We start from the raw sequence: 17,701 nt of genomic DNA, 5'->3' as shown, positions 1-17,701 counted from the left end.
TTTTGTGCTCTGTTTCCACGCTTGACGCCTTCACGCGGTCCAGCGAAGCAGTGAGCTCATGTGAACAAATCCTCCTCCAAAGCCGGACAATAACAACAAATCCCCTTGTTTCACTTTGCCTTCATCTATTCCCATTTGCAATGCCAGCGGAATCGAAGCAGACGAGGTGTTGCCATAATACTCCGCGCTAAACAGGGTCTTTTCGGTCGGATAATCAAGCCGCCCACAGACGGCGTCAATGATGCGCAAATTGGCGCTGTGTGGCACAAACCAATCAATGTCGTCAAGCGTGTAATCTGTTTGTTCCAACAAGAGCGGGATTTCGCGCGACAAGGTGCTGACGGCGATCTTAAACACTTCTCGTCCGTTTTGGATCATGTATCCGTTTTTGATGATCTCCTGCCCCCGTATATGGGTGGCGAGGTCGCTTTTGTACAAATGGATGCCCGCTGATCCGTCTGTTGTCATGCGGGTGTGGATAAAACTCGCTTGGTCGGCTGGACAGGCTTCAACCATGACTGCGCCGGCGCCATCACCCAGCAGGATGCAGGTGTTGCGATCCGTGTAGTCTGTGATTTTGGTCAGTGTTTCTGCGGCGATGACGAGGATTTTGCGGTGAAGCCCTGATGTGATCATGCCATTGGCGAGGTGAAGGGCGTAGACAAAACCCGCGCAAGCGGCAGAGATGTCAAGGGCTCCTGTGTCGGGCAGCCCATAATGGTCTTGGATCTGGCAGGCGACACTTGGAAAAGTGGTGTCAGGCGTCGCAGTGGCGACCAAGATCAGATCGACCTGGTTCAAGGTGACTGGATAACGTGCCAACATATTGTCCACCGCTTTGATTGCCAGATGGCTTGACCATTCATCAGGTGCCGAGACGCGCCGCTCTCTGATGCCGGTGCGGGGGACGATCCACTCATCAGAGGTGTCAACCATTCGCTCCAAATCGGCATTGGTGAGCCGCTCTTCTGGCACATGTGTACCAATGCCGGTGATTTTCGCTAGGGAATGCATCATGGGGCCTCCTTGATACTTGGTATTAGTACCTTATATTAGTACCAGGTTATAATTTATACGCCGAGTATACCTCATTCCTGTGCAAAGGAAAAGGGGCCTTTCCAAGGTGTGCGACAAGCCGCTAAACCGATAGGAGGTGTGGGATGTTCGTGCTGATTTTACTAGGGCGTGTCTGATGAATAGGTCAGCGCATCAAAACCATGTTCATCATTTTGCCGCTTCTTTCCCGTCCACTTGATTTGCCAGATACACCAAAGAGATGATGTTTTGGGGAAAGAGGATATACCTTCAGCGGCAAGGGTTTTTGTTTATTCAGAAAAGAAATTGGCAAAAAATTTTTATTAGCCCCTTGACGCATGAAAAAAACAGAGAAATAATATTATTAAATGATATAAAATTTACCCATTTCTAAATGATAACGCTTACTCGAAACTCTATCCGGTTGGAGGGGTTTTTTTCAGACCTCTTAATGAATGACTGTTCATTCAGATGAGGGGCGGACTTTGAGAGGAGGAATCATCGTTGGCACGCATCAAAAAAGCGGCAGTCTTGGGCGCAGGCGTCATGGGGGCAGCCATTGCCGGCCATCTCGCTAATGTGGGCATCCCCACCTTGCTCTTGGACATCGTGCCTCGCGAGTCGGTGGAGAGCAAGGATAAGAAAGAACGCAATCGGTTGGCGCAAGCAGGAAAAGAGCGCTTGTTCAAGGAGAAGCCTGCACCGCTCTATACCAAGGACGTAGCGGCACTGATTGAAATCGGCAACATGGAAGATGATTTCGACCGATTGGCAGAAGTTGATTGGATCATTGAAGTGGTTGTGGAGAATCTCGCTATCAAACAGGGCTTATACGAACGCCTCGAAAAAGTGTGGAAACCGGGAACGGTAGTTAGTTCTAACACTTCTGGCATTTCCATCAATAAGATGGTGGAAGGAAGAAGCGAAGCGTTTCGCCGCCACTTTTTGGGGACACACTTTTTCAATCCGCCCCGCTATATGAAGTTGTTGGAGATCATTCCCGGAAACGATACAGATCCTCAGATTGTTGAAGAGATGAGACACTTTGCCGAAGAGGTGCTGGGCAAAGGAGTTGTCCTTTGCAAAGATACGCCAAACTTTATCGCCAACCGCATCGGTACCTACGGCTTACAGATCACCTTGCAAGCGATGGTCGATCTGGGCATGGGGCCGGATGAAGTGGATGACGTAACCGGACGGGCAATGGGCCGTCCCAAGAGCGCCACGTTCCGCACACTGGATTTGGTCGGCTTGGATACCTTTGTGCATGTGGCAGGCAATGTCCATGAAAACGCGAGTGATGAAGAGGAGAAAGCAGCGTTTGAAGTATCCCCCGTCTTGAAACAGATGGTGGAGAAAAAATGGCTGGGTGAAAAGGCGGGCCAAGGCTTCTATAAGAAAGTGAAAACCGAGTCCGGAAAAGAGATTCACGCATTGGATCTGGCGACGATGGAGTATCGTCCGCGCAAGAAGTTGAAAACGCGCTCATTGGAGCAGGCCAAGAAGGCTAAAAGCTTGCCGGAGCAATTGCAAGCACTGGTGTACGCCGACGATGTGGCGGGCAAATTGGCTTGGACCATCACTAAGAAAGTGTTGCTGTATTCCGCCAAGCGCTTGGAAGAGATCGCCGGTGACATCGTCAGTGTGGACCAAGCGATGAAATGGGGCTTCAACTGGGATTTGGGTCCCTTTGAAACCTGGGATGCGATCGGATTGGTAAAATCGGTAGAACGGATGAAAGAAGAAGGAGAGACCATTCCGGCTTGGGTAGAGGCGTGGATTGCGGACGGAAACACCCGCTTCTACGAAGTGAAGGAAGGCAAGCGGCATTCCTTCCATATCGGCGGCAAGTGGGGTGAAGTGGAAGAAAACGAAAAAGTGATTTCCCTCGCTCGCTTAAAAGAGCAAGGCAAGCTTATCAAAGGCAATCGCGGGGCCAGCTTGATCGATATCGGGGACGACATCGCCTGCCTGGAATTGCATCCGCTGAAGCAGGCCATCGGTGCAGATGTGATCTCCATGATCAACGCTGCCGTCAAAGAAGTAGCCGCCAATTACCGGGGATTGGTCATCTCGGCGGAAGCTGCCAACTTCTGCGTCGGGGCCAACATCATGATGATGCTGATGGAGGCGCAAGATCAAAACTGGTTTGAACTCGATCTGATGGTGCGCCAATTCCAAAACGCGATGGGTTCCCTGCGTACCTTGGATCGTCCGGTTGTGGCTGCTCCGTACGGCTTGACGCTGGGTGGCGGTGTAGAAATGTGTCTGCCTTGCGATCGCATTCAAGCGGCGGGAGAAACGTATATGGGATTGGTGGAAGTCGGCGTGGGTCTCATTCCGGGTGGCGGCGGCAACAAAGAGATGTTGCTGCGCTGGACGGAAGGGGTTGATCCGAAAGATCGCATCTCGTTGCAACCGCTGGTTAATCACATCTTTATGGCTATCGGTCAGGCCAAAGTGTCGACAAGCGCCTTGGAAGCGCGGAAGTATAAGTTCCTTCGCGCATATGACGGCATCACCGCCAATCGCGACCATCTCGTCCACGATGCGAAACAAGTCGCCCTGGGTCTATATAAAGCCGGTTACCAAGCTCCGAAGCCGCGCATGATTCCCGTAGTCGGCGAAACGGGGTACAACGTCTTGAAATTGGGTGCTTACGGCCTGCTGAAATCCGGCCACATCTCCGAACATGACTATAAAATCGCAGATAAGCTTGCGTTTGTCTTATCCGGAGGCAACGTGCCGGAAGGAACCTTGGTGAGCGAGCAATATCTGCTTGATATTGAGCGGGAGGCGTTCCTCAGCTTGATCGGGGAGCCGAAAACGCAGGCGCGGATGCAATACATGTTGAAAAAAGGCAAACCGTTGCGCAACTAGAGGGAGAAGGAGGAAAGATTATGCGTGAAGCTGTGATTGTCGCCGGGGCGAGAACGGCGGTCGGCAAAGCGGGGAAAGGGTCTTTGAAACATGCCCGCCCAGATGACTTGGCCGCAGAGGTGGTAAAAGATTTATTGCGCCGCGTCCCGCAGGTGGACCCGAAAGAGATTGAAGATGTGGTGTTGGGGTGTGCTTTCCCTGAAGGAGAGCAAGGCATGAACATGGCTCGGCTCGTCGCTTTGCGTGCCGGATTGCCAAACGATGTGCCGGGGATGACAGTAAACCGGTTCTGCTCTTCCGGTTTGCAGACGATTGCAATCGCTGCGGAGAGAATCATGGCCGGTTTCGCCGACATCATCATCGCCGGTGGCGTGGAAAGCATGAGCATGGTGCCGATGGGTGGCTACAAGCCAGCACCCAACCCTTATTTGATGGAGCACTTGCCGGAGGCGTACATGTCCATGGGACACACGGCCGAGGAAGTGGCGAAGCGGTTTAATGTAACCCGTGAAGACCAAGACCGGTTTGCGCTCGCCAGCCATCAAAAAGCGTATGCGGCCATCCAATCGGGCAAATTCAAAGACGAAATCGTACCGATCACGGTGAAAGAACATTCCTTCGATGCCAAAGGCAAGTTGCAGTTTACGGAGCGAGTGTTTGACACCGACGAAGGGGTTCGTCCGGACACCAACTTGGAAACACTCAGCAAGCTGCGTCCCGTTTTCCATGTGAATGGCACGGTGACCGCGGGAAATGCATCGCAAACCAGTGACGGCGCGGCAGCGGTAATCATCATGTCCCGTGAGAAAGCGGAAGCATTGGGTGTGAAGCCGCTAGCCATTTTCCGCGGGTTCGCTTTGGGCGGAGTAGCTCCGGAGATCATGGGAATCGGACCGGTGGCAGCTGTACCGAAGCTGCTCGACAAAGTGGGAGTCTCCTTGGATGAGATCGACCTGGTTGAACTGAATGAAGCATTTGCTTCGCAAGCGGTAGCGGTGATTCGGGAGCTGGGCATCAATCCGGAGATCGTCAATGTCAACGGTGGTGCCATTGCGTTGGGCCATCCGCTGGGATGTACCGGAGCGAAGCTGACTGTTTCCATCATAAACGAGCTTGAACGGAGAAATGGAAGATACGGAATCGTAACCATGTGTATCGGCGGCGGTATGGGCGCGGCCGGCTTGATTGAACGGGTTTCGTAACACAGACAACCATGCCGGCGCGACAGCACGGCGCCGGCAAACGCCAGCATATCTTATATTCACTTTGACTATGGGAGGATGACAAAAGTGGCGGATAAAAAAGTAAAAGGCGGCGCTTTTCTGCTGGAACAGGCGGACTTGCAAGATGTGTTTACTCCGGAAGAGTTTAACGAAGAGCAAAAGATGATTGCCAAAACAACAGAAGACTTCGTTAAAGATAAAGTGTGGCCAGTGTTGCACGAAATCGAAGAGCACAAATTTGAGCACACGGTGCGCCTCTTGGGCGAAGCGGGCGAATTGGGTTTGCTTGGTGCCGATGTGCCGGAGAAATACGACGGACTCGGCTTGGATAAAATCAGCTCCAGCCTCATTACCGAAAAGATCTCCCTGGGTCGCGCTTTCGGCTTGTCCCACGGTGCTCATGTCGGAATCGGTACGTTGCCGATTGTGTTCTTCGGTAATGAAGAACAAAAGAAAAAATACCTGCCCGGCTTGGCTACGGGACAAAAGTTCGCCGCTTACGCCTTGACCGAGCCGAGTTCCGGTTCCGACGCGCTGGGAGCTAAAACCACTGCAGTGTTAAGCCCGGACGGCAAGCATTACATCTTGAACGGTGAAAAGCAATGGATCACCAACTCCGGCTTTGCTGATGTATTTGTCGTGTACGCCAAAGTAGATGGCGACAAGTTTACCGCTTTTATCGTTGAGCGTGATTTCCCGGGCGTATCCGTCGGTCCGGAAGAGAAGAAAATGGGGATCAAAGGTTCCTCCACGCGGACACTGATCCTGCAAGATGCGCAAGTGCCTGTGGAAAACCTGCTCGGTGAAGTAGGCAAAGGGCACAAAATTGCCTTCAACATCCTGAACATCGGCCGTTATAAACTGGCTGTAGGTACTTTGGGTTCGGCTAAGCGGGCATTGGAGATCTCCGCCAAATACGCTAAAGAGCGCAAACAGTTTAATATTCCGATTGCCAAATTCGGCTTGATTCGTGAGAAGTTGGCGACGATGGCTACCAAAATTTACGCGTTGGAAAGCTTGGCCTACCGGGTGGGCGGCATGTTTGACGCCGGACTGGAAGGTGTAGAAGACGCTGAAGGTGCAGCTGTTGCTGAAGCGATCGGAGAATACGCCATTGAGTGTTCTATCGCCAAAGTGTTCGGTTCGGAAGTGCTGGACTATGTGGTGGATGAAGGGGTACAGATCCACGGCGGTTACGGCTTCATGAATGAGTATGAGATCGAAAACATGTACCGTGACGCGCGGATTAACCGCATCTTTGAAGGAACCAACGAAATCAACCGCTTGCTCATTCCGGCGACCTTGATGAGAAAAGCGATGAAAGGCGAGCTGCCGCTCCTGCAAGCGGGAATGGAACTTCAAGAAGAGCTGCTGTCCATGATGCCATACATCCCAGAAGAAGACGCTCCTGCTTTGGAAGCGGAAGAGCATCTGGTGGAAAACGCCAAAAAGGTCTTCCTGATGGTCGCAGGCTTGGCCGTGCAAAAATACGAGGCCGAATTGAACAAAGAACAAGAGATTCTGCGTGACATCGCAGACATCGCGATTGAGACGTTCGCTATGGAAAGCGCGCTGTTGCGCACCAAAAAAGCCATCTCCAAAAATGGCGAAGACAAAGAGCAAGCCAAAATCGATTTGACTCGCGCGTTCATCTACGAATCGTTCCAGCGGGTGGAATCGTTCGCTCGCCACACCCTGGCAGCGTTGGAAGAGGGAGATGTGTTGCGTACGCAACTGTCTATCCTGAAGAGACTCACACGCCTCGAACCGCTGAACGAAGTGGCGTTGAAACGGACCATTGCTGCGCGCATCTTGGATGCGGAAAAATACGTTGTATAATTGAACGAGAAAAAAGAGCAACCCCTCGGCCCAAGGCTGGGGGTTGCTTTTTTACGGAAAAATTTCTTCCTTTCCGCTCAGACGATGGATCCAGCGGTGAAAGAACCATTCAATCGCGCTATAGATGATGGAAACCGTCAGCGAAAGCTGAAAAAGCGGGATGTTTTGAAGCTTATACAATTGCAGTCCGATGTCGCTATCAAATGTGTAGGTGCCGATCAACCAGACCAAAGTGAAGCTCACAAATAAATCGGAGAGGGTTGAAAACAGATTGCCGATCCGCGGCAGGAGATAGACATCCATTGCATAGCCCGATAAAGTCAAGGCAATGCTGGTGAGCAAAATCCATGCGGTCGGGACATGATAGGCAAAGCCCAATATGAGGTAGAGAATGAGACTGGTATAAATGAATTTCACTAATAACTGAAACGGATGGCTCATCAACCTTCGCCCCTTGCGTTTGTCATCTCCTTCTATCATGCCACGGATGAAAGTACCTTATACCCGTTCCCCAGACAGAATCAATCGCCCAATTCCTCGTCAGCGAGCCAGGCGGTGCATCAGCAGAATCCGCCTATACGCTTTGGCGCTTAAGTTTTTGAACACCAAACCGCCCGGCTTGATATTAATTTCATAGATCCACAGGTGACCATTGCCATCGATGCCTATATCCAGTCCATATTCCGGCCATTTGGGATAACGGGCGGTCATGACCGCAACAGCCCGACGGGATAGCGTGATCATGTCGTCAATGGTCGCCAGCGCGGCGTGGTGTGTGTATCCCATGCCTTTGGTCAGGAGGGGATAGACATGAACAGATTTCCCGCCGCTGTAGGCGTTGGTGGCGATCCGGCGATGGGGTGCGACGCGTCCGACGATCCCTGCCACCACCCACTTGCCGTGCACACGGGACAAGTGCACGCGGATGTCTACCATTTGCCCAGTTAATGTCTGGCTGCGGATTCCGCGCTGAATCAAATAGCGACGGCGCATTTTATGTTTGAGCAGATCAGTGTATAGGGTGTGAAGGGATTGGTAGACACGGGGGCGGTGCTCTTCGCGTGAACGCAAGGCGTAATGGAAAGGGTCGAGGCGGTCGACACGAAATAACCCTTTGCCTTGGCAGGAATTATCCGGTTTCAAATAAACAAAAGCGTACCGTTTTAGCATGTCATCGAGGTTGGACAAAGTGAGGGGGAGCGTCTTGGGTAGGTGGGGAGCCAAGAGAGGGTCTTGTTGCAGCAATCGTTTGTTATGCTGCTTGCTTATGATTTTGTCCATGGCGGTTATGTTCCTCCCCTAAGAGAATATTGGTATTGCTATATCCTATGAGGGGAGGAACATGAAGTGTGGTGGAATGACTAGGGGGCCCGCCTAATTTTCTATTGGGCGGCAACGGGGTTTTTTAATTTCTGATACTTGTGCCAGCTTATGCAGATAATAGCATTCTTCTCTGTACATGTGGTCGGCCATCAGCGGGGCGAGGGTGCCCAACAACTTGTTGCTGAGGCGAAGCTCTTCTACCTCTCGCAAAAATGATTGAAACACTCGGATCTCCAAATCCACTTCCTTGTTAAAACGGGACAAGGCGGGGAAATGAGCCAGCTGGGTGCGTAAATACCCGGTTAACTCGATAGCTTTTATGTAAAATTCCTCAAATTTTTTAATGAAATAGCGTTGTTTGCGTTTAAATTCTTTTTCCGTACCATCCGTATTGATTTGAATCCCTTCCGCGTGTCCGGCCGCGTCGGGCAACCAAAGCAGGTGGTGGTGCAAGGGATGCTCAAGGGGCGGAACTTGATTGTTGATCAGGCATCCCAAAATGCGTAGATACTCATCGATTTCGTTCACCATATGATTGATGAAGGTTGGCGGCAAATGAAAGGTGATGGATTCGGTTAACAAGCGGCGCAAAAGATGGAGTTTCAGCTCTCTCAACGATTGAGCGGCTTCCTGTGACGCGTTTAGGTCAAAGGGGGTGTGGTCAGCCAAATGGGTAAACCGTTGCAACAGCGCCTGCGCTTGGGCGATTTCTTTCTCCTCGGAGGGGCCGAGTGCATCAAGAATGAATTGGCAATGATCCCGCAACACAGCCAGCCAAAACCGCTGTTCAAAATGTGTGGCCTGTTTGATATCGGACATGTTTGTTCCTCCTTGCATGCGATTTCCGTACCATGTTATGCGGAGAAAATGGGCAGTAGTCGCGGGAATAAAGCGAATGTTTATGCAATTTATTGCATGATTATAAAATTTTAAAGACAGATGATAATATTATTTTGTGGAGAGAGCGAATTGGTTTGATGGAATACCGGATGGAGGAAAATGGAATAAGAGGGTGAGTGAAAAGTGGAAGCGACAGCCTTGATGGGGAGCCAGCCTTTTTTATTGATGGGTGCTTAAATTGGAGCGGTCACAGGTTAAAGGAACTCTTACTTTCATTTGGAATTTTATTATTGTATAGTATTAGGTGAAAAGGTCTTTTTATTATATAGTTTGAAATAAAAATAAACAAGGCTCGTTTTGCCCGTCGTTTCATGGTAGGGTGGGTAGTGGGCTACACTATCAAGGAACGATCAAGCTATAGGAGGTTATGAAATGATCGAGTACCGCAACGAACCGTTTACGGATTTTTCCCAAGAAGCTAATCGTCGCGCTTTTGAAACCGCTTTAAACAAAGTGAAGTCTGAGCTGGGCAAAGAATATGACATCATCATCGGCGGCGAGCACATCAAAACCGATCGCAAAGTAAAATCGATCAACCCATCCAATGTGGATGAAGTGATCGGGATTGTGTCCGAAGCCAATACCGAATTGGCTGAAAAAGCGATGCAAACGGCTCTCACCGCTTTTGAAAGCTGGAAAAAAGTGAGCCCGGAAGCACGCGCGCGTGTGCTGTTTAAAGCTGCTGCCATCCTGCGCCGCAAAAAGCATGAATTCTCGGCTTGGATGGTATTGGAAGCGGGCAAAAGCTGGCCAGAAGCAGATGCGGATACAGCGGAAGCGATTGATTTCATGGAGTTCTACGGCCGTGAAATGATTCGCTTGAGCGAACGTCAACCGCTGACCCCATTGCCGGGCGAAGACAACAACCTTTACTACATCCCGCTTGGCGTGGGTGCGATCATTCCGCCATGGAACTTCCCGCTCGCGATCACAGTAGGTATGACCACCGCCGCAGTAGTGGCAGGGAACACCGTCGTGCTGAAACCAGCGACCCCAACCAACGTGATTGCTTACAAATTCATGGAGATCCTCAAAGAAGCTGGCCTGCCTGATGGTGTAGTCAACTATGTACCAGGACCAGGCAGAGAAGTGGGAGAATACTTTGTGACCCATCCGAAAACCCGTTTCATCTCCTTCACCGGTTCCCGTGAAGTCGGCTTGCGCATCAACGAGTTGGCGGCCAAAACCGTGCCAGGCCAAAAATGGATTAAGCGCGTAGTGGCTGAAATGGGCGGAAAAGACTCCATCGTAGTAGACAGTGACTGCGACATCGATTTGGCAGTAGACAGCATTGTGAAGTCGGCATTTGGTTTCTCCGGCCAAAAATGCTCCGCATGCTCTCGCGCCATCATCCACCAAGATGTGTATGATGAAGTGTTGGAAAAAGTGGTTGCCAAAACGAAAGAACTTAACGTTGGCGAAGCACAAACCTTGGGCATTGACTTGGGTCCGGTTGTGGATGACAAAGCATACAACAAAATCCTTGAATACATTGAGATCGGTAAACAAGAAGGCCGCCTGATGGCTGGCGGTGGCAAAGCCGAAGGAAACGGTTATTTCATCCAGCCGACCGTGTTTGCGGATGTGGCACCTGATGCACGGATTGCCCAAGAAGAAATTTTCGGTCCGGTGGTGGCGTTCATCAAAGCGAAAGACTTTGAGGATGCCTTGGCAATTGCCAACAACACCGATTACGGTTTGACCGGTGCCGTCATCTCCCGCAACCGCATGCACTTGGAACGCGCACGCGAAGAATTTTTCGTGGGTAACCTGTACTTCAACCGTAAGTGCACGGGTGCGCTGGTAGGTGTTCATCCGTTTGGCGGATTTAACATGTCTGGTACGGACTCCAAAGCAGGTGGCCGTGACTACCTGTTGCTGTTCACCCAAGCAAAATTGGTATCCGAAGCACTGTAAGCTTGTGCAAAGAACAAGCCGTCGGGCATCGACCCGGCGGCTTATTTGTCGTATCGCCCCGCAATCAGGCGCGCAAGCTTTTTTCCGTCTGTTTTTCTTTCTCCAGCAATCCGGTCAGCACCTTGCGGGCGGTTTCCATCGGTCCCATGGGAAAGCGTCGGAGCCATAAGCAGGCGAAAAGCAGTTGAAACAGGCAGACCGCGATCCAAATGACGATGACCGCAAGTGAGTTGAGATTGCCGCCCAAGCCAAATCCCCATCCGTAAAACAAAATGGAGCACACGATATTCTGCAATACATAACAACTCAAAGACATTTTACCTGTGTTCTCCAAGAAGCCCCACAGAGACAAGGAACGAAATTTGTCTACCAACCACCCGATCAACCCCATGTAACCGAGCGACAGAATCGGGGCGAATAGATATCGCACCGGAAAGTCGAAATAACCGCCAGGAACAAACCACAACATATTGAGAGGCAAGCCGACGAGCAAACCGATTTTCATCAATTTTCTCCGCAGGTTCCGTCCGTTGACGTCATCTTGGAAGGCCCCTTTTCGCATCAATTTGACACCGATCAAAAACAGAAGGGCGTTGTAAGGAATGGCGTAGATCGCTTCGAGGCGCAGAAGCCAAAAATCACTGAGCCGATATTGCACCTGTTCCCACCAGGTTCCGCTTTGATAGAGGGTGAGCACTGCTTGGGGAGTGGACATTGTGTCGGCGTTGACTTGATGAGACAGCACCCCCAAGCTGACGAAGCCGATGAAGAAAGCGTGAATGACCGCGAAGACGATCATGGCGATGCGTATGACTTTTTCTCCCCCCTTGACGATGAAGGCGACTAACATCGCCGTCACGGCATAGGACATCAAAATGTCGTACTCCATCACCAAGGTGAAGTGCAGAAACCCTTCCAACAGCAAAATGAGTGAAATCCATATATACATGCCCGGCCAGGGGCGTCCCAATCGCTGCGCTTGTTGATATTTCAACTCTAATCCGATACCGAACATGATTGCTAACAAACCGAGCAATTTTCCGTTGACCAAAGCAAGCATCAAGATGCGCAAAAACGTGTCTGCTGAGGACCACCATTCGTTATGGGTAAAGGTTAAAAGATAATTTAAGTCACCCAAATACGCAAAGAGCCAGATATTGGTCCCCAATGTGCCTAAGATCGCCAACCCCCGCAAAATATCCAGCGTTTTGATTCGCTTGGCGTGTGCCATCTTTTATGCTTCCTCTCCAATCCTTTGGTTTTATTTCGTACGATAGTACTGAATAAACATTAGCACAATTGTGCTAAATAAATCAAGTATGCTATAATCAGGTCATGCCAAAAAAAGTGGATCACGAAAAACAAAAACAGAAAATCGCGGAAGCTGCTTGGCGGGTCATTCGTAATGAAGGGCTGGAGCAATGCACTGTGCGCAACATTGCCAAAGAAGCGGGATTGCCGGTCAGCTCGATGCGCTATTATTTTTCCAACCAGTCGCAGCTGTTCGTGTTTGCCACCAAGCATCTGATTGACCGCATCGCGCATCGGTTGGAAACCATCCCTTACACGGGAGTTCCCTTCAATGACCTCAAGCTGTTGCTGGAGCAGTTCATCCCATTGGATGAGGACAGGCAATTGGAAGTGGAAGTGTGGCATTCGTTTTCAGCCAAGGCGCTGCATGATCCTGAGCTACAGCCGCTGAATGAAGAGATGTATGAAGACTTGCACCAAATTATTCGGGGAGCGTTACGCTTGCTGACGCAGGTGAACTTATTAAAACCTGATCTTGACCTTGATTTGGAGACAGAGCGGCTGTATGCGTTGGTAGACGGATTAGCAATACATAGCATTCTCCGACCGGACAAGTTTCCGCCAGCCAAGATTGACGCCATTTTGACGCATCATCTGGAACCTTTGTTTCTTTACAGGGACAGCCAGGATCATTTTGTGATGGAGGAGATCTCAAAGGCTTTAAAATCATATCGATTAGGTTTGCTCAACTGAATAAAGAGGAGGGATGGTGACGTTCACATTACGCCTCGCGAGCGACTGGGTTGGCATTGGCATGCCTCCTTCATCACACTGCGGAAGACCCTGAATCTCACCCGTGCAGGTGGGGTTCGGGGTTTATTATTTGCCATGGAAAAAAGAAATGGCGGCGAATTGTAACTTATTGTAGCGATTTGATGTTTTTTGAAGCCTTCAATGTAAGATGAAAGCATAACCGGGTGACCGGAATAAAGGATTGAATATTGCTGCTGTTTTTGCAATGAAGGGGGGATTAGCCATCATCCGTTTTAAGGGAGTGAATAAATGGTATGGCGACTTTCAAGTTTTAAGCGATATCCATCTTGAGATCAAAGCCGGTGAGGTGGTCGTCATTTTGGGCCCGAGTGGTTCGGGCAAAAGCACGTTGTTGCGTTGTATCAATCAGTTGGAGACGATCTCGGACGGAGAGCTGATTGTGGATGGATGCAATGTGCAGGACAAAAAAACGGACATCAATCGCTTGCGCCAAGAAATTGGTATGGTGTTCCAGCATTTTCATTTGTATCCGCATAAAACAGTGTTGGAAAACATTACGTTGGCACCCCGCAAAGTGCGCAAAATGCCCAAAGAGGAAGCGGAACGCATCGCGTGTCAATACTTGGCCAAAGTGGGCATTCCGGAAAAGGCGAACAGCTATCCGTCTCAGTTGTCAGGCGGACAGCAACAACGCGTGGCTATTGCCCGTGGGTTGGCCATGAAGCCAAAGATCATGCTGTTTGATGAACCGACATCGGCACTGGACCCCGAAATGATCGGTGAAGTGTTGGATGTGATGCGAACGCTGGCCAATGAAGGGATGACCATGGTTGTGGTGACACATGAGATGGGATTTGCCCGTGAAGTGGCCGACCGGATTATTTTTATGGACGGGGGCCGTATCTTGGAAGACGCTACTCCTGACCAATTTTTCAATCACCCGAAAGAAGAGCGGACACGAATCTTTTTGAGCAAAATCTTAAAACATTGAGCCACGCGTGGGGCAGGACGTGTTATAGGAACAGTGGAGTGGAGAGAAGGCACATGAAAAGGGGAGATTGGCATGCGCAAATGGTGCGCTCTTTTACTGATCGTCGCCTTGGCGTTGTTTGGCGCCGCTTGCAACGGAACCGGCGGTGGAGGAAAGGGAACCGATGACAACTCGCTCGAACAGATTAAGCAACGTGGAAAGCTGGTTGCCGGTGTCAAATACGATACGTACCTGTTTGGATATAAAGATCCTGCGGACGGACAGGTCAAAGGGTTTGAAATCGACTTGATGAAAGAGTTGGCTAAGCGCATGCTGGGCGATGAGTCCAAGTTGGAGTTAAAAGAAGTGAATTCCAAAACGCGGATCAAGCTGCTCAATGGCGGAGACATCGATCTGATCTGCGCTACAATGACGATTTCGGAGAAACGAGAAAAAGAAGTCGATTTCTCCCGCGTTTATTTCATGGCTGGTCAATCGTTGCTTGTTCCCAACAACAGTTCCATCAAAACAGTGCATGATACCAAAGGGAAAAAAGTGGCCACGGCCAAAGGGGCGACCAGCGGAAATAACCTGAAGTCAGTGGAGCCTGGCGCGCAAATTCAATTGTACGAAAATTATGCTGATGCGTTTACTGCTTTGCGCGCGGGTCAAGTGGACGCCTTGACCACGGATGACAGTATATTGATGGGTATGCAACAACAAGATCCTAATTTCAAATTGGTTGGGGGCCAATTCACCAAAGAGCCTTACGGCATTGGCTTGAAAAAAGGGGCGACTGAGCTACAAGCTTATGTCGATCAATTTCTCGATCAAATCATCGCGGACGGTACCTATGCCAATCTGTACATGAAGTGGTTTAAACAAGCGCCGCCTAAAGATCTGCCCCGACAGGCGGTACAAGCTTCGCCTGGGAAATAGAAGCGGGAGCAAAGGAAGGAAAGGATGTTTTCCAACGGTGTCACTGATCTGTGTTCGGAAAACATCCTTTTCCGCTGAAATGATGTGAAAGTTGCTTTCAGCCGAGCGGGAATGAGAAAGGAGTGGTGTGCAGGTGGATTTCAGTTTTTTGGAGTTTTATCAGCAAGAGTTCTATGATGGGTTGTGGACAACGATTTCCGTTAGTTTGTTCGCACTGGTCTTCAGCCTGATCTTAGGTACGGTGATTGCCGTGTTGCGCATCTCCGGTGTTAAGGCGTTGGCTGGTTTTGGAACGGCGTATGTTGAGTTCATCCGCAACACCCCCCTCGTCGCGCAGATTTTCTTTGTCTTTTTCGCTTTGCCTGCGGTGGGGATCAAGCTCTCACAGTTTGCGGTGGGGACGATTGGATTGTCCATTTACACCAGTTCTTATATTGCAGAAGTGATTCGGGCCGGAATTCAATCCGTGCCGTGCGGACAGATGGAAGCGGCCAGGTCGTCGGGAATGACTTATGTCCAGGCGATGTGGTACGTTATTTTGCCACAGGCGTTTAAGCTGATTGTCCCGCCGCTTGGCAACCAGTTTATCAATCTGGTGAAAAACTCGTCCGTGTTGGCGGTGATCGCGGGTGGAGAACTGATGTATTTCACCGATGTGGCGACGACGGAAGCCGATGTGACGCCCGTATATCTTTTTGTTGCCGTCGTTTATCTGCTGCTCACTGTTCCGCTCAGTCTGTTGGTCCATTTTTTAGAACGACGTTGGCTGGGCAGGAAATCAAGTTAGATGGAGGGGGAAGCGATGGATTTTTCTTTCTTGACGCGCGCCGACATCATGAAGACATTGCTGGACGGGCTGTTGGTCACCTTGGAAGTCGCCTTGTTTTCAATTTTGTTTAGTTTCATCTGCGGCATTGTTTTGGGGACGCTACGCTACACCAAAATACCCGTGTTGTCCCACTTGGCGGCACTATATATTGAAACGGTTCGCAACCTCCCGCTTTTGTTGATCATTTTCTTCGGTTTTTTTGCTTTCAAAGAATGGGGCTGGGAATTGCCGATCACCATATCGGTGATCATCAGCATGACCATTTTCACATCAGCGCTGGTCGGGGAAATCGTGCGCGGTGGCCTAAATTCGGTTGATAAGGGGCAAATCGAGGCAGCGCGGGCTTCCGGTTTGACTTATGTGCAAACCTTGTGGCACATTGTGTTGCCGCAAGCATTGCGACGCATGATACCGCCGATGGTGAGCCAATTTGTCTCATTATTGAAAGATACTTCACTGGCGGTAGCCATTTCATTGCCCGAATTGATGCATAACGCACAAATCGTGTACAGCCGTTATTACAACATGACCGTTCCATTGCTGATTTTTGTGTCGTTGGTCTATTTTGTGATCAATTATGGTCTCTCGCAAGCAAGCAGACAGTTGGAGAAAAAATTAGCAGGATAGACATATTTTGGATATTCAGGTTATTATATAATATACATGAGATTGTCGTGCGGGTTGGGAAGGAGCCGATCGGTAACAAGGCTTTTGTAGAAGGTTGATGATAGAAAAGAGAAGCGTAAGAGAATAACTAAGAGGGTTGGGGCTGATGGTTATGGAGGAGATCAAATCGCTCATCTATGCGGTGCTTGAACGATTAGATGTCCAAGGAGCGAGCGTGGAGCAGTTGAAGACGGACATGAACCGGATGCATGAAGATATGGTGCGGTTGGAACAGCGTTTGGAGAAGTGGGAGCGACATTGGGTCGGATTGGAAAAGGACATGAAGGAGATCAAGCAGGAGATCGCGTCGATGCAACATCGGCAACAAACATTTGATGAACAGCTGGCACGAGAGGAAGAATGGCAATCTAAGATCATGCAAGCGTTGGCGCTCTGCTCGCCGGAGCAAAAAAAGGAGTTGTCCAAGCTGATGGACAAAAGCGTGGGTTGATGTGAAAAGCGCTGTTGGACAGTGCTTTTTTTGTTTAGGTGAAGATTTAAAAGGAAAAGCCCAGTGCGAGGGGAAAATAGGCTTTTCTTTTCTATTGGTGGCAAATAGCTGTATAATACAACTGAGCATGTGCCCGATCTTTTTTGCCGGAAGGAGGGAAATCATGGGCATCAATGGGATCGAGTGGATTCTGATCTTTATCGTGGCCTTGATTCTGTTTGGGCCGAAGAAGTTGCCGGATTTGGGACGAGCCCTTGGCAAGTCGATTCGCGAGTTTAAAAACGCGACCAATGGCTTGATGGATGATGACGACAAAAAAGAGAAGCCTCAGGCAATTGAGGCGACTGTGACGGAACCTGCTTCCGCTAAAGCCGAAGTGAAGAAAGAAGAAGTGAAGAAAGAAGAAGTGAAGCCGCAAACTAACTAAGGGATCTGATGCGCCGGCAAACAAAAAGCCAGACAGCCATATGGCCGTCTGGCTTTTTGTTTAACAGCACCGGCGAATGCTCCCGCCGCCATATTTCTCATCGGTGGCCCGACGATGGAATTCCGCTTCGGTAAGTGGGGTTTCTCCAGGATGATGCTTGTGAAAATGCGCGAGATACCGCTCATAGTCTGGTACCCCGGCCATGCCGTTCAGATAGGATGCCAGCGCTTTCAACATTTTAAGCCAGATTGGGCAAGTCGCTTGTTTCTCCATGACT

17 protein-coding genes are annotated in these 17,701 nt (G+C 50.1%); 11 read left to right on the top strand and 6 right to left on the bottom strand.

What is annotated here, in order from left to right; genetic code table 11:
* Positions 1 to 30 precede the first annotated feature (30 nt).
* Positions 31 to 1,014 (bottom strand): ketoacyl-ACP synthase III, encoded by a 984-nt coding sequence (locus NYR52_RS14035; protein WP_375163206.1) that lies wholly within the window; start codon positions 1,012 to 1,014, stop codon positions 31 to 33.
* A 525-nt stretch (positions 1,015 to 1,539) separates the two neighbouring features.
* Between NYR52_RS14035 and NYR52_RS14030 the strand changes: the two genes are divergently transcribed.
* From NYR52_RS14030 to NYR52_RS14020, 3 genes are all read left to right on the top strand, one after another.
* A complete protein-coding gene (locus NYR52_RS14030; protein ID WP_259435857.1) occupies positions 1,540 to 3,915 on the top strand; it encodes a 3-hydroxyacyl-CoA dehydrogenase/enoyl-CoA hydratase family protein in 2,376 nt (791 codons plus the stop codon).
* A 20-nt stretch (positions 3,916 to 3,935) separates the two neighbouring features.
* Positions 3,936 to 5,117 (top strand): acetyl-CoA C-acyltransferase, encoded by a 1,182-nt coding sequence (locus NYR52_RS14025; RefSeq protein ID WP_132221175.1) that lies wholly within the window; start codon positions 3,936 to 3,938, stop codon positions 5,115 to 5,117.
* Positions 5,118 to 5,195: 78 nt separating this feature from the next.
* Entirely contained in the window at positions 5,196 to 6,977 is a 1,782-nt protein-coding gene (locus NYR52_RS14020; protein ID WP_211341906.1) for an acyl-CoA dehydrogenase FadE, read from the top strand.
* Positions 6,978 to 7,028: 51 nt separating this feature from the next.
* Here NYR52_RS14020 and NYR52_RS14015 read toward each other — a convergent pair whose 3' ends face one another.
* The 3 genes from NYR52_RS14015 to NYR52_RS14005 form a co-directional block, all read right to left on the bottom strand.
* Positions 7,029 to 7,418: a DUF2512 family protein gene (locus NYR52_RS14015; RefSeq protein WP_054096248.1), complete on the bottom strand. Its 390-nt coding sequence runs from the start codon at positions 7,416 to 7,418 to the stop codon at positions 7,029 to 7,031.
* 99 nt (positions 7,419 to 7,517) lie between these two features.
* Positions 7,518 to 8,258, bottom strand: a complete 741-nt coding sequence (locus NYR52_RS14010) for a YheC/YheD family protein (RefSeq protein WP_259435856.1) — start codon at positions 8,256 to 8,258, stop codon at positions 7,518 to 7,520.
* A 93-nt stretch (positions 8,259 to 8,351) separates the two neighbouring features.
* Complete coding sequence (locus NYR52_RS14005) at positions 8,352 to 9,119, bottom strand: DUF2935 domain-containing protein (protein WP_022737068.1); 768 nt, start codon at positions 9,117 to 9,119, stop codon at positions 8,352 to 8,354.
* 453 nt (positions 9,120 to 9,572) lie between these two features.
* On the opposite strand from NYR52_RS14005, the gene pruA reads away from it, so the two are divergent.
* Positions 9,573 to 11,117: an L-glutamate gamma-semialdehyde dehydrogenase gene (gene pruA / locus NYR52_RS14000; protein WP_132221170.1), complete on the top strand. Its 1,545-nt coding sequence runs from the start codon at positions 9,573 to 9,575 to the stop codon at positions 11,115 to 11,117.
* 64 nt (positions 11,118 to 11,181) lie between these two features.
* Here the strand turns inward: pruA and NYR52_RS13995 are convergent, their stop codons facing one another.
* A complete protein-coding gene (locus NYR52_RS13995; protein WP_259435855.1) occupies positions 11,182 to 12,348 on the bottom strand; it encodes a DUF418 domain-containing protein in 1,167 nt (388 codons plus the stop codon).
* Positions 12,349 to 12,452: 104 nt separating this feature from the next.
* Between NYR52_RS13995 and NYR52_RS13990 the strand changes: the two genes are divergently transcribed.
* The 7 genes from NYR52_RS13990 (at position 12,453) to NYR52_RS13960 (ending at position 17,424) form a co-directional block, all read left to right on the top strand.
* Positions 12,453 to 13,121 carry a TetR/AcrR family transcriptional regulator gene (locus NYR52_RS13990; RefSeq protein ID WP_132221166.1) on the top strand — a complete coding sequence of 223 codons (669 nt, stop codon included), beginning with the start codon at positions 12,453 to 12,455 and terminating at the stop codon, positions 13,119 to 13,121.
* A gap of 265 nt (positions 13,122 to 13,386) precedes the next feature.
* The gene (locus NYR52_RS13985) at positions 13,387 to 14,133 is read left to right on the top strand and encodes an amino acid ABC transporter ATP-binding protein (RefSeq protein ID WP_132221164.1); all 747 of its coding nucleotides are present in this window, start codon (positions 13,387 to 13,389) and stop codon (positions 14,131 to 14,133) included.
* A 72-nt stretch (positions 14,134 to 14,205) separates the two neighbouring features.
* Positions 14,206 to 15,051: a transporter substrate-binding domain-containing protein gene (locus NYR52_RS13980; RefSeq protein WP_132221162.1), complete on the top strand. Its 846-nt coding sequence runs from the start codon at positions 14,206 to 14,208 to the stop codon at positions 15,049 to 15,051.
* 127 nt (positions 15,052 to 15,178) lie between these two features.
* Complete coding sequence (locus NYR52_RS13975) at positions 15,179 to 15,838, top strand: amino acid ABC transporter permease (RefSeq protein ID WP_375163154.1); 660 nt, start codon at positions 15,179 to 15,181, stop codon at positions 15,836 to 15,838.
* 15 nt (positions 15,839 to 15,853) lie between these two features.
* Positions 15,854 to 16,507 (top strand): amino acid ABC transporter permease, encoded by a 654-nt coding sequence (locus tag NYR52_RS13970; protein ID WP_132221158.1) that lies wholly within the window; start codon positions 15,854 to 15,856, stop codon positions 16,505 to 16,507.
* Positions 16,508 to 16,652: 145 nt separating this feature from the next.
* Positions 16,653 to 16,997, top strand: coding sequence for a hypothetical protein (locus NYR52_RS13965; protein WP_022737059.1), 345 nt, complete (start codon positions 16,653 to 16,655; stop codon positions 16,995 to 16,997).
* A gap of 163 nt (positions 16,998 to 17,160) precedes the next feature.
* Positions 17,161 to 17,424: a twin-arginine translocase TatA/TatE family subunit gene (locus NYR52_RS13960; protein WP_259435853.1), complete on the top strand. Its 264-nt coding sequence runs from the start codon at positions 17,161 to 17,163 to the stop codon at positions 17,422 to 17,424.
* Between the two features lie 60 nt (positions 17,425 to 17,484).
* On the opposite strand, the gene NYR52_RS13955 is transcribed toward NYR52_RS13960, so the two are convergent.
* Positions 17,485 to 17,697, bottom strand: coding sequence for a YbdD/YjiX family protein (locus NYR52_RS13955; protein WP_022737057.1), 213 nt, complete (start codon positions 17,695 to 17,697; stop codon positions 17,485 to 17,487).
* Between the last annotated feature and the right edge of the window lie 4 nt (positions 17,698 to 17,701).

This window comes from Laceyella sacchari, from assembly GCF_024927925.1.
Classification (GTDB): Bacteria; Bacillota; Bacilli; order Thermoactinomycetales; family Thermoactinomycetaceae; genus Laceyella; species Laceyella sacchari.
Note: the sequence above shows the minus strand (reverse complement) of the source record. Positions and strands in the feature narration are given on the sequence as shown.

Bases quoted from the DNA above. Each gene is read 5' to 3' on its own strand.
- NYR52_RS14035 (WP_375163206.1), bottom strand. From the start codon at position 1,014: ATGCATTCCCTAGCGAAAATCACCGGCATTGGTACACATGTGCCAGAA.
- NYR52_RS14025 (WP_132221175.1), top strand. From the start codon at position 3,936: ATGCGTGAAGCTGTGATTGTCGCCGGGGCGAGAACGGCGGTCGGCAAA.
- NYR52_RS14020 (WP_211341906.1), top strand. From the start codon at position 5,196: ATGACAAAAGTGGCGGATAAAAAAGTAAAAGGCGGCGCTTTTCTGCTG.
- NYR52_RS14015 (WP_054096248.1), bottom strand. From the start codon at position 7,418: ATGAGCCATCCGTTTCAGTTATTAGTGAAATTCATTTATACCAGTCTC.
- NYR52_RS14010 (WP_259435856.1), bottom strand. From the start codon at position 8,258: ATGGACAAAATCATAAGCAAGCAGCATAACAAACGATTGCTGCAACAA.
- NYR52_RS14005 (WP_022737068.1), bottom strand. From the start codon at position 9,119: ATGTCCGATATCAAACAGGCCACACATTTTGAACAGCGGTTTTGGCTG.
- pruA (WP_132221170.1), top strand. From the start codon at position 9,573: ATGATCGAGTACCGCAACGAACCGTTTACGGATTTTTCCCAAGAAGCT.
- NYR52_RS13995 (WP_259435855.1), bottom strand. From the start codon at position 12,348: ATGGCACACGCCAAGCGAATCAAAACGCTGGATATTTTGCGGGGGTTG.
- NYR52_RS13990 (WP_132221166.1), top strand. From the start codon at position 12,453: ATGCCAAAAAAAGTGGATCACGAAAAACAAAAACAGAAAATCGCGGAA.
- NYR52_RS13985 (WP_132221164.1), top strand. From the start codon at position 13,387: ATGAAGGGGGGATTAGCCATCATCCGTTTTAAGGGAGTGAATAAATGG.
- NYR52_RS13980 (WP_132221162.1), top strand. From the start codon at position 14,206: ATGCGCAAATGGTGCGCTCTTTTACTGATCGTCGCCTTGGCGTTGTTT.
- NYR52_RS13970 (WP_132221158.1), top strand. From the start codon at position 15,854: ATGGATTTTTCTTTCTTGACGCGCGCCGACATCATGAAGACATTGCTG.
- NYR52_RS13965 (WP_022737059.1), top strand. From the start codon at position 16,653: ATGGTTATGGAGGAGATCAAATCGCTCATCTATGCGGTGCTTGAACGA.
- NYR52_RS13960 (WP_259435853.1), top strand. From the start codon at position 17,161: ATGGGCATCAATGGGATCGAGTGGATTCTGATCTTTATCGTGGCCTTG.
- NYR52_RS13955 (WP_022737057.1), bottom strand. From the start codon at position 17,697: ATGGAGAAACAAGCGACTTGCCCAATCTGGCTTAAAATGTTGAAAGCG.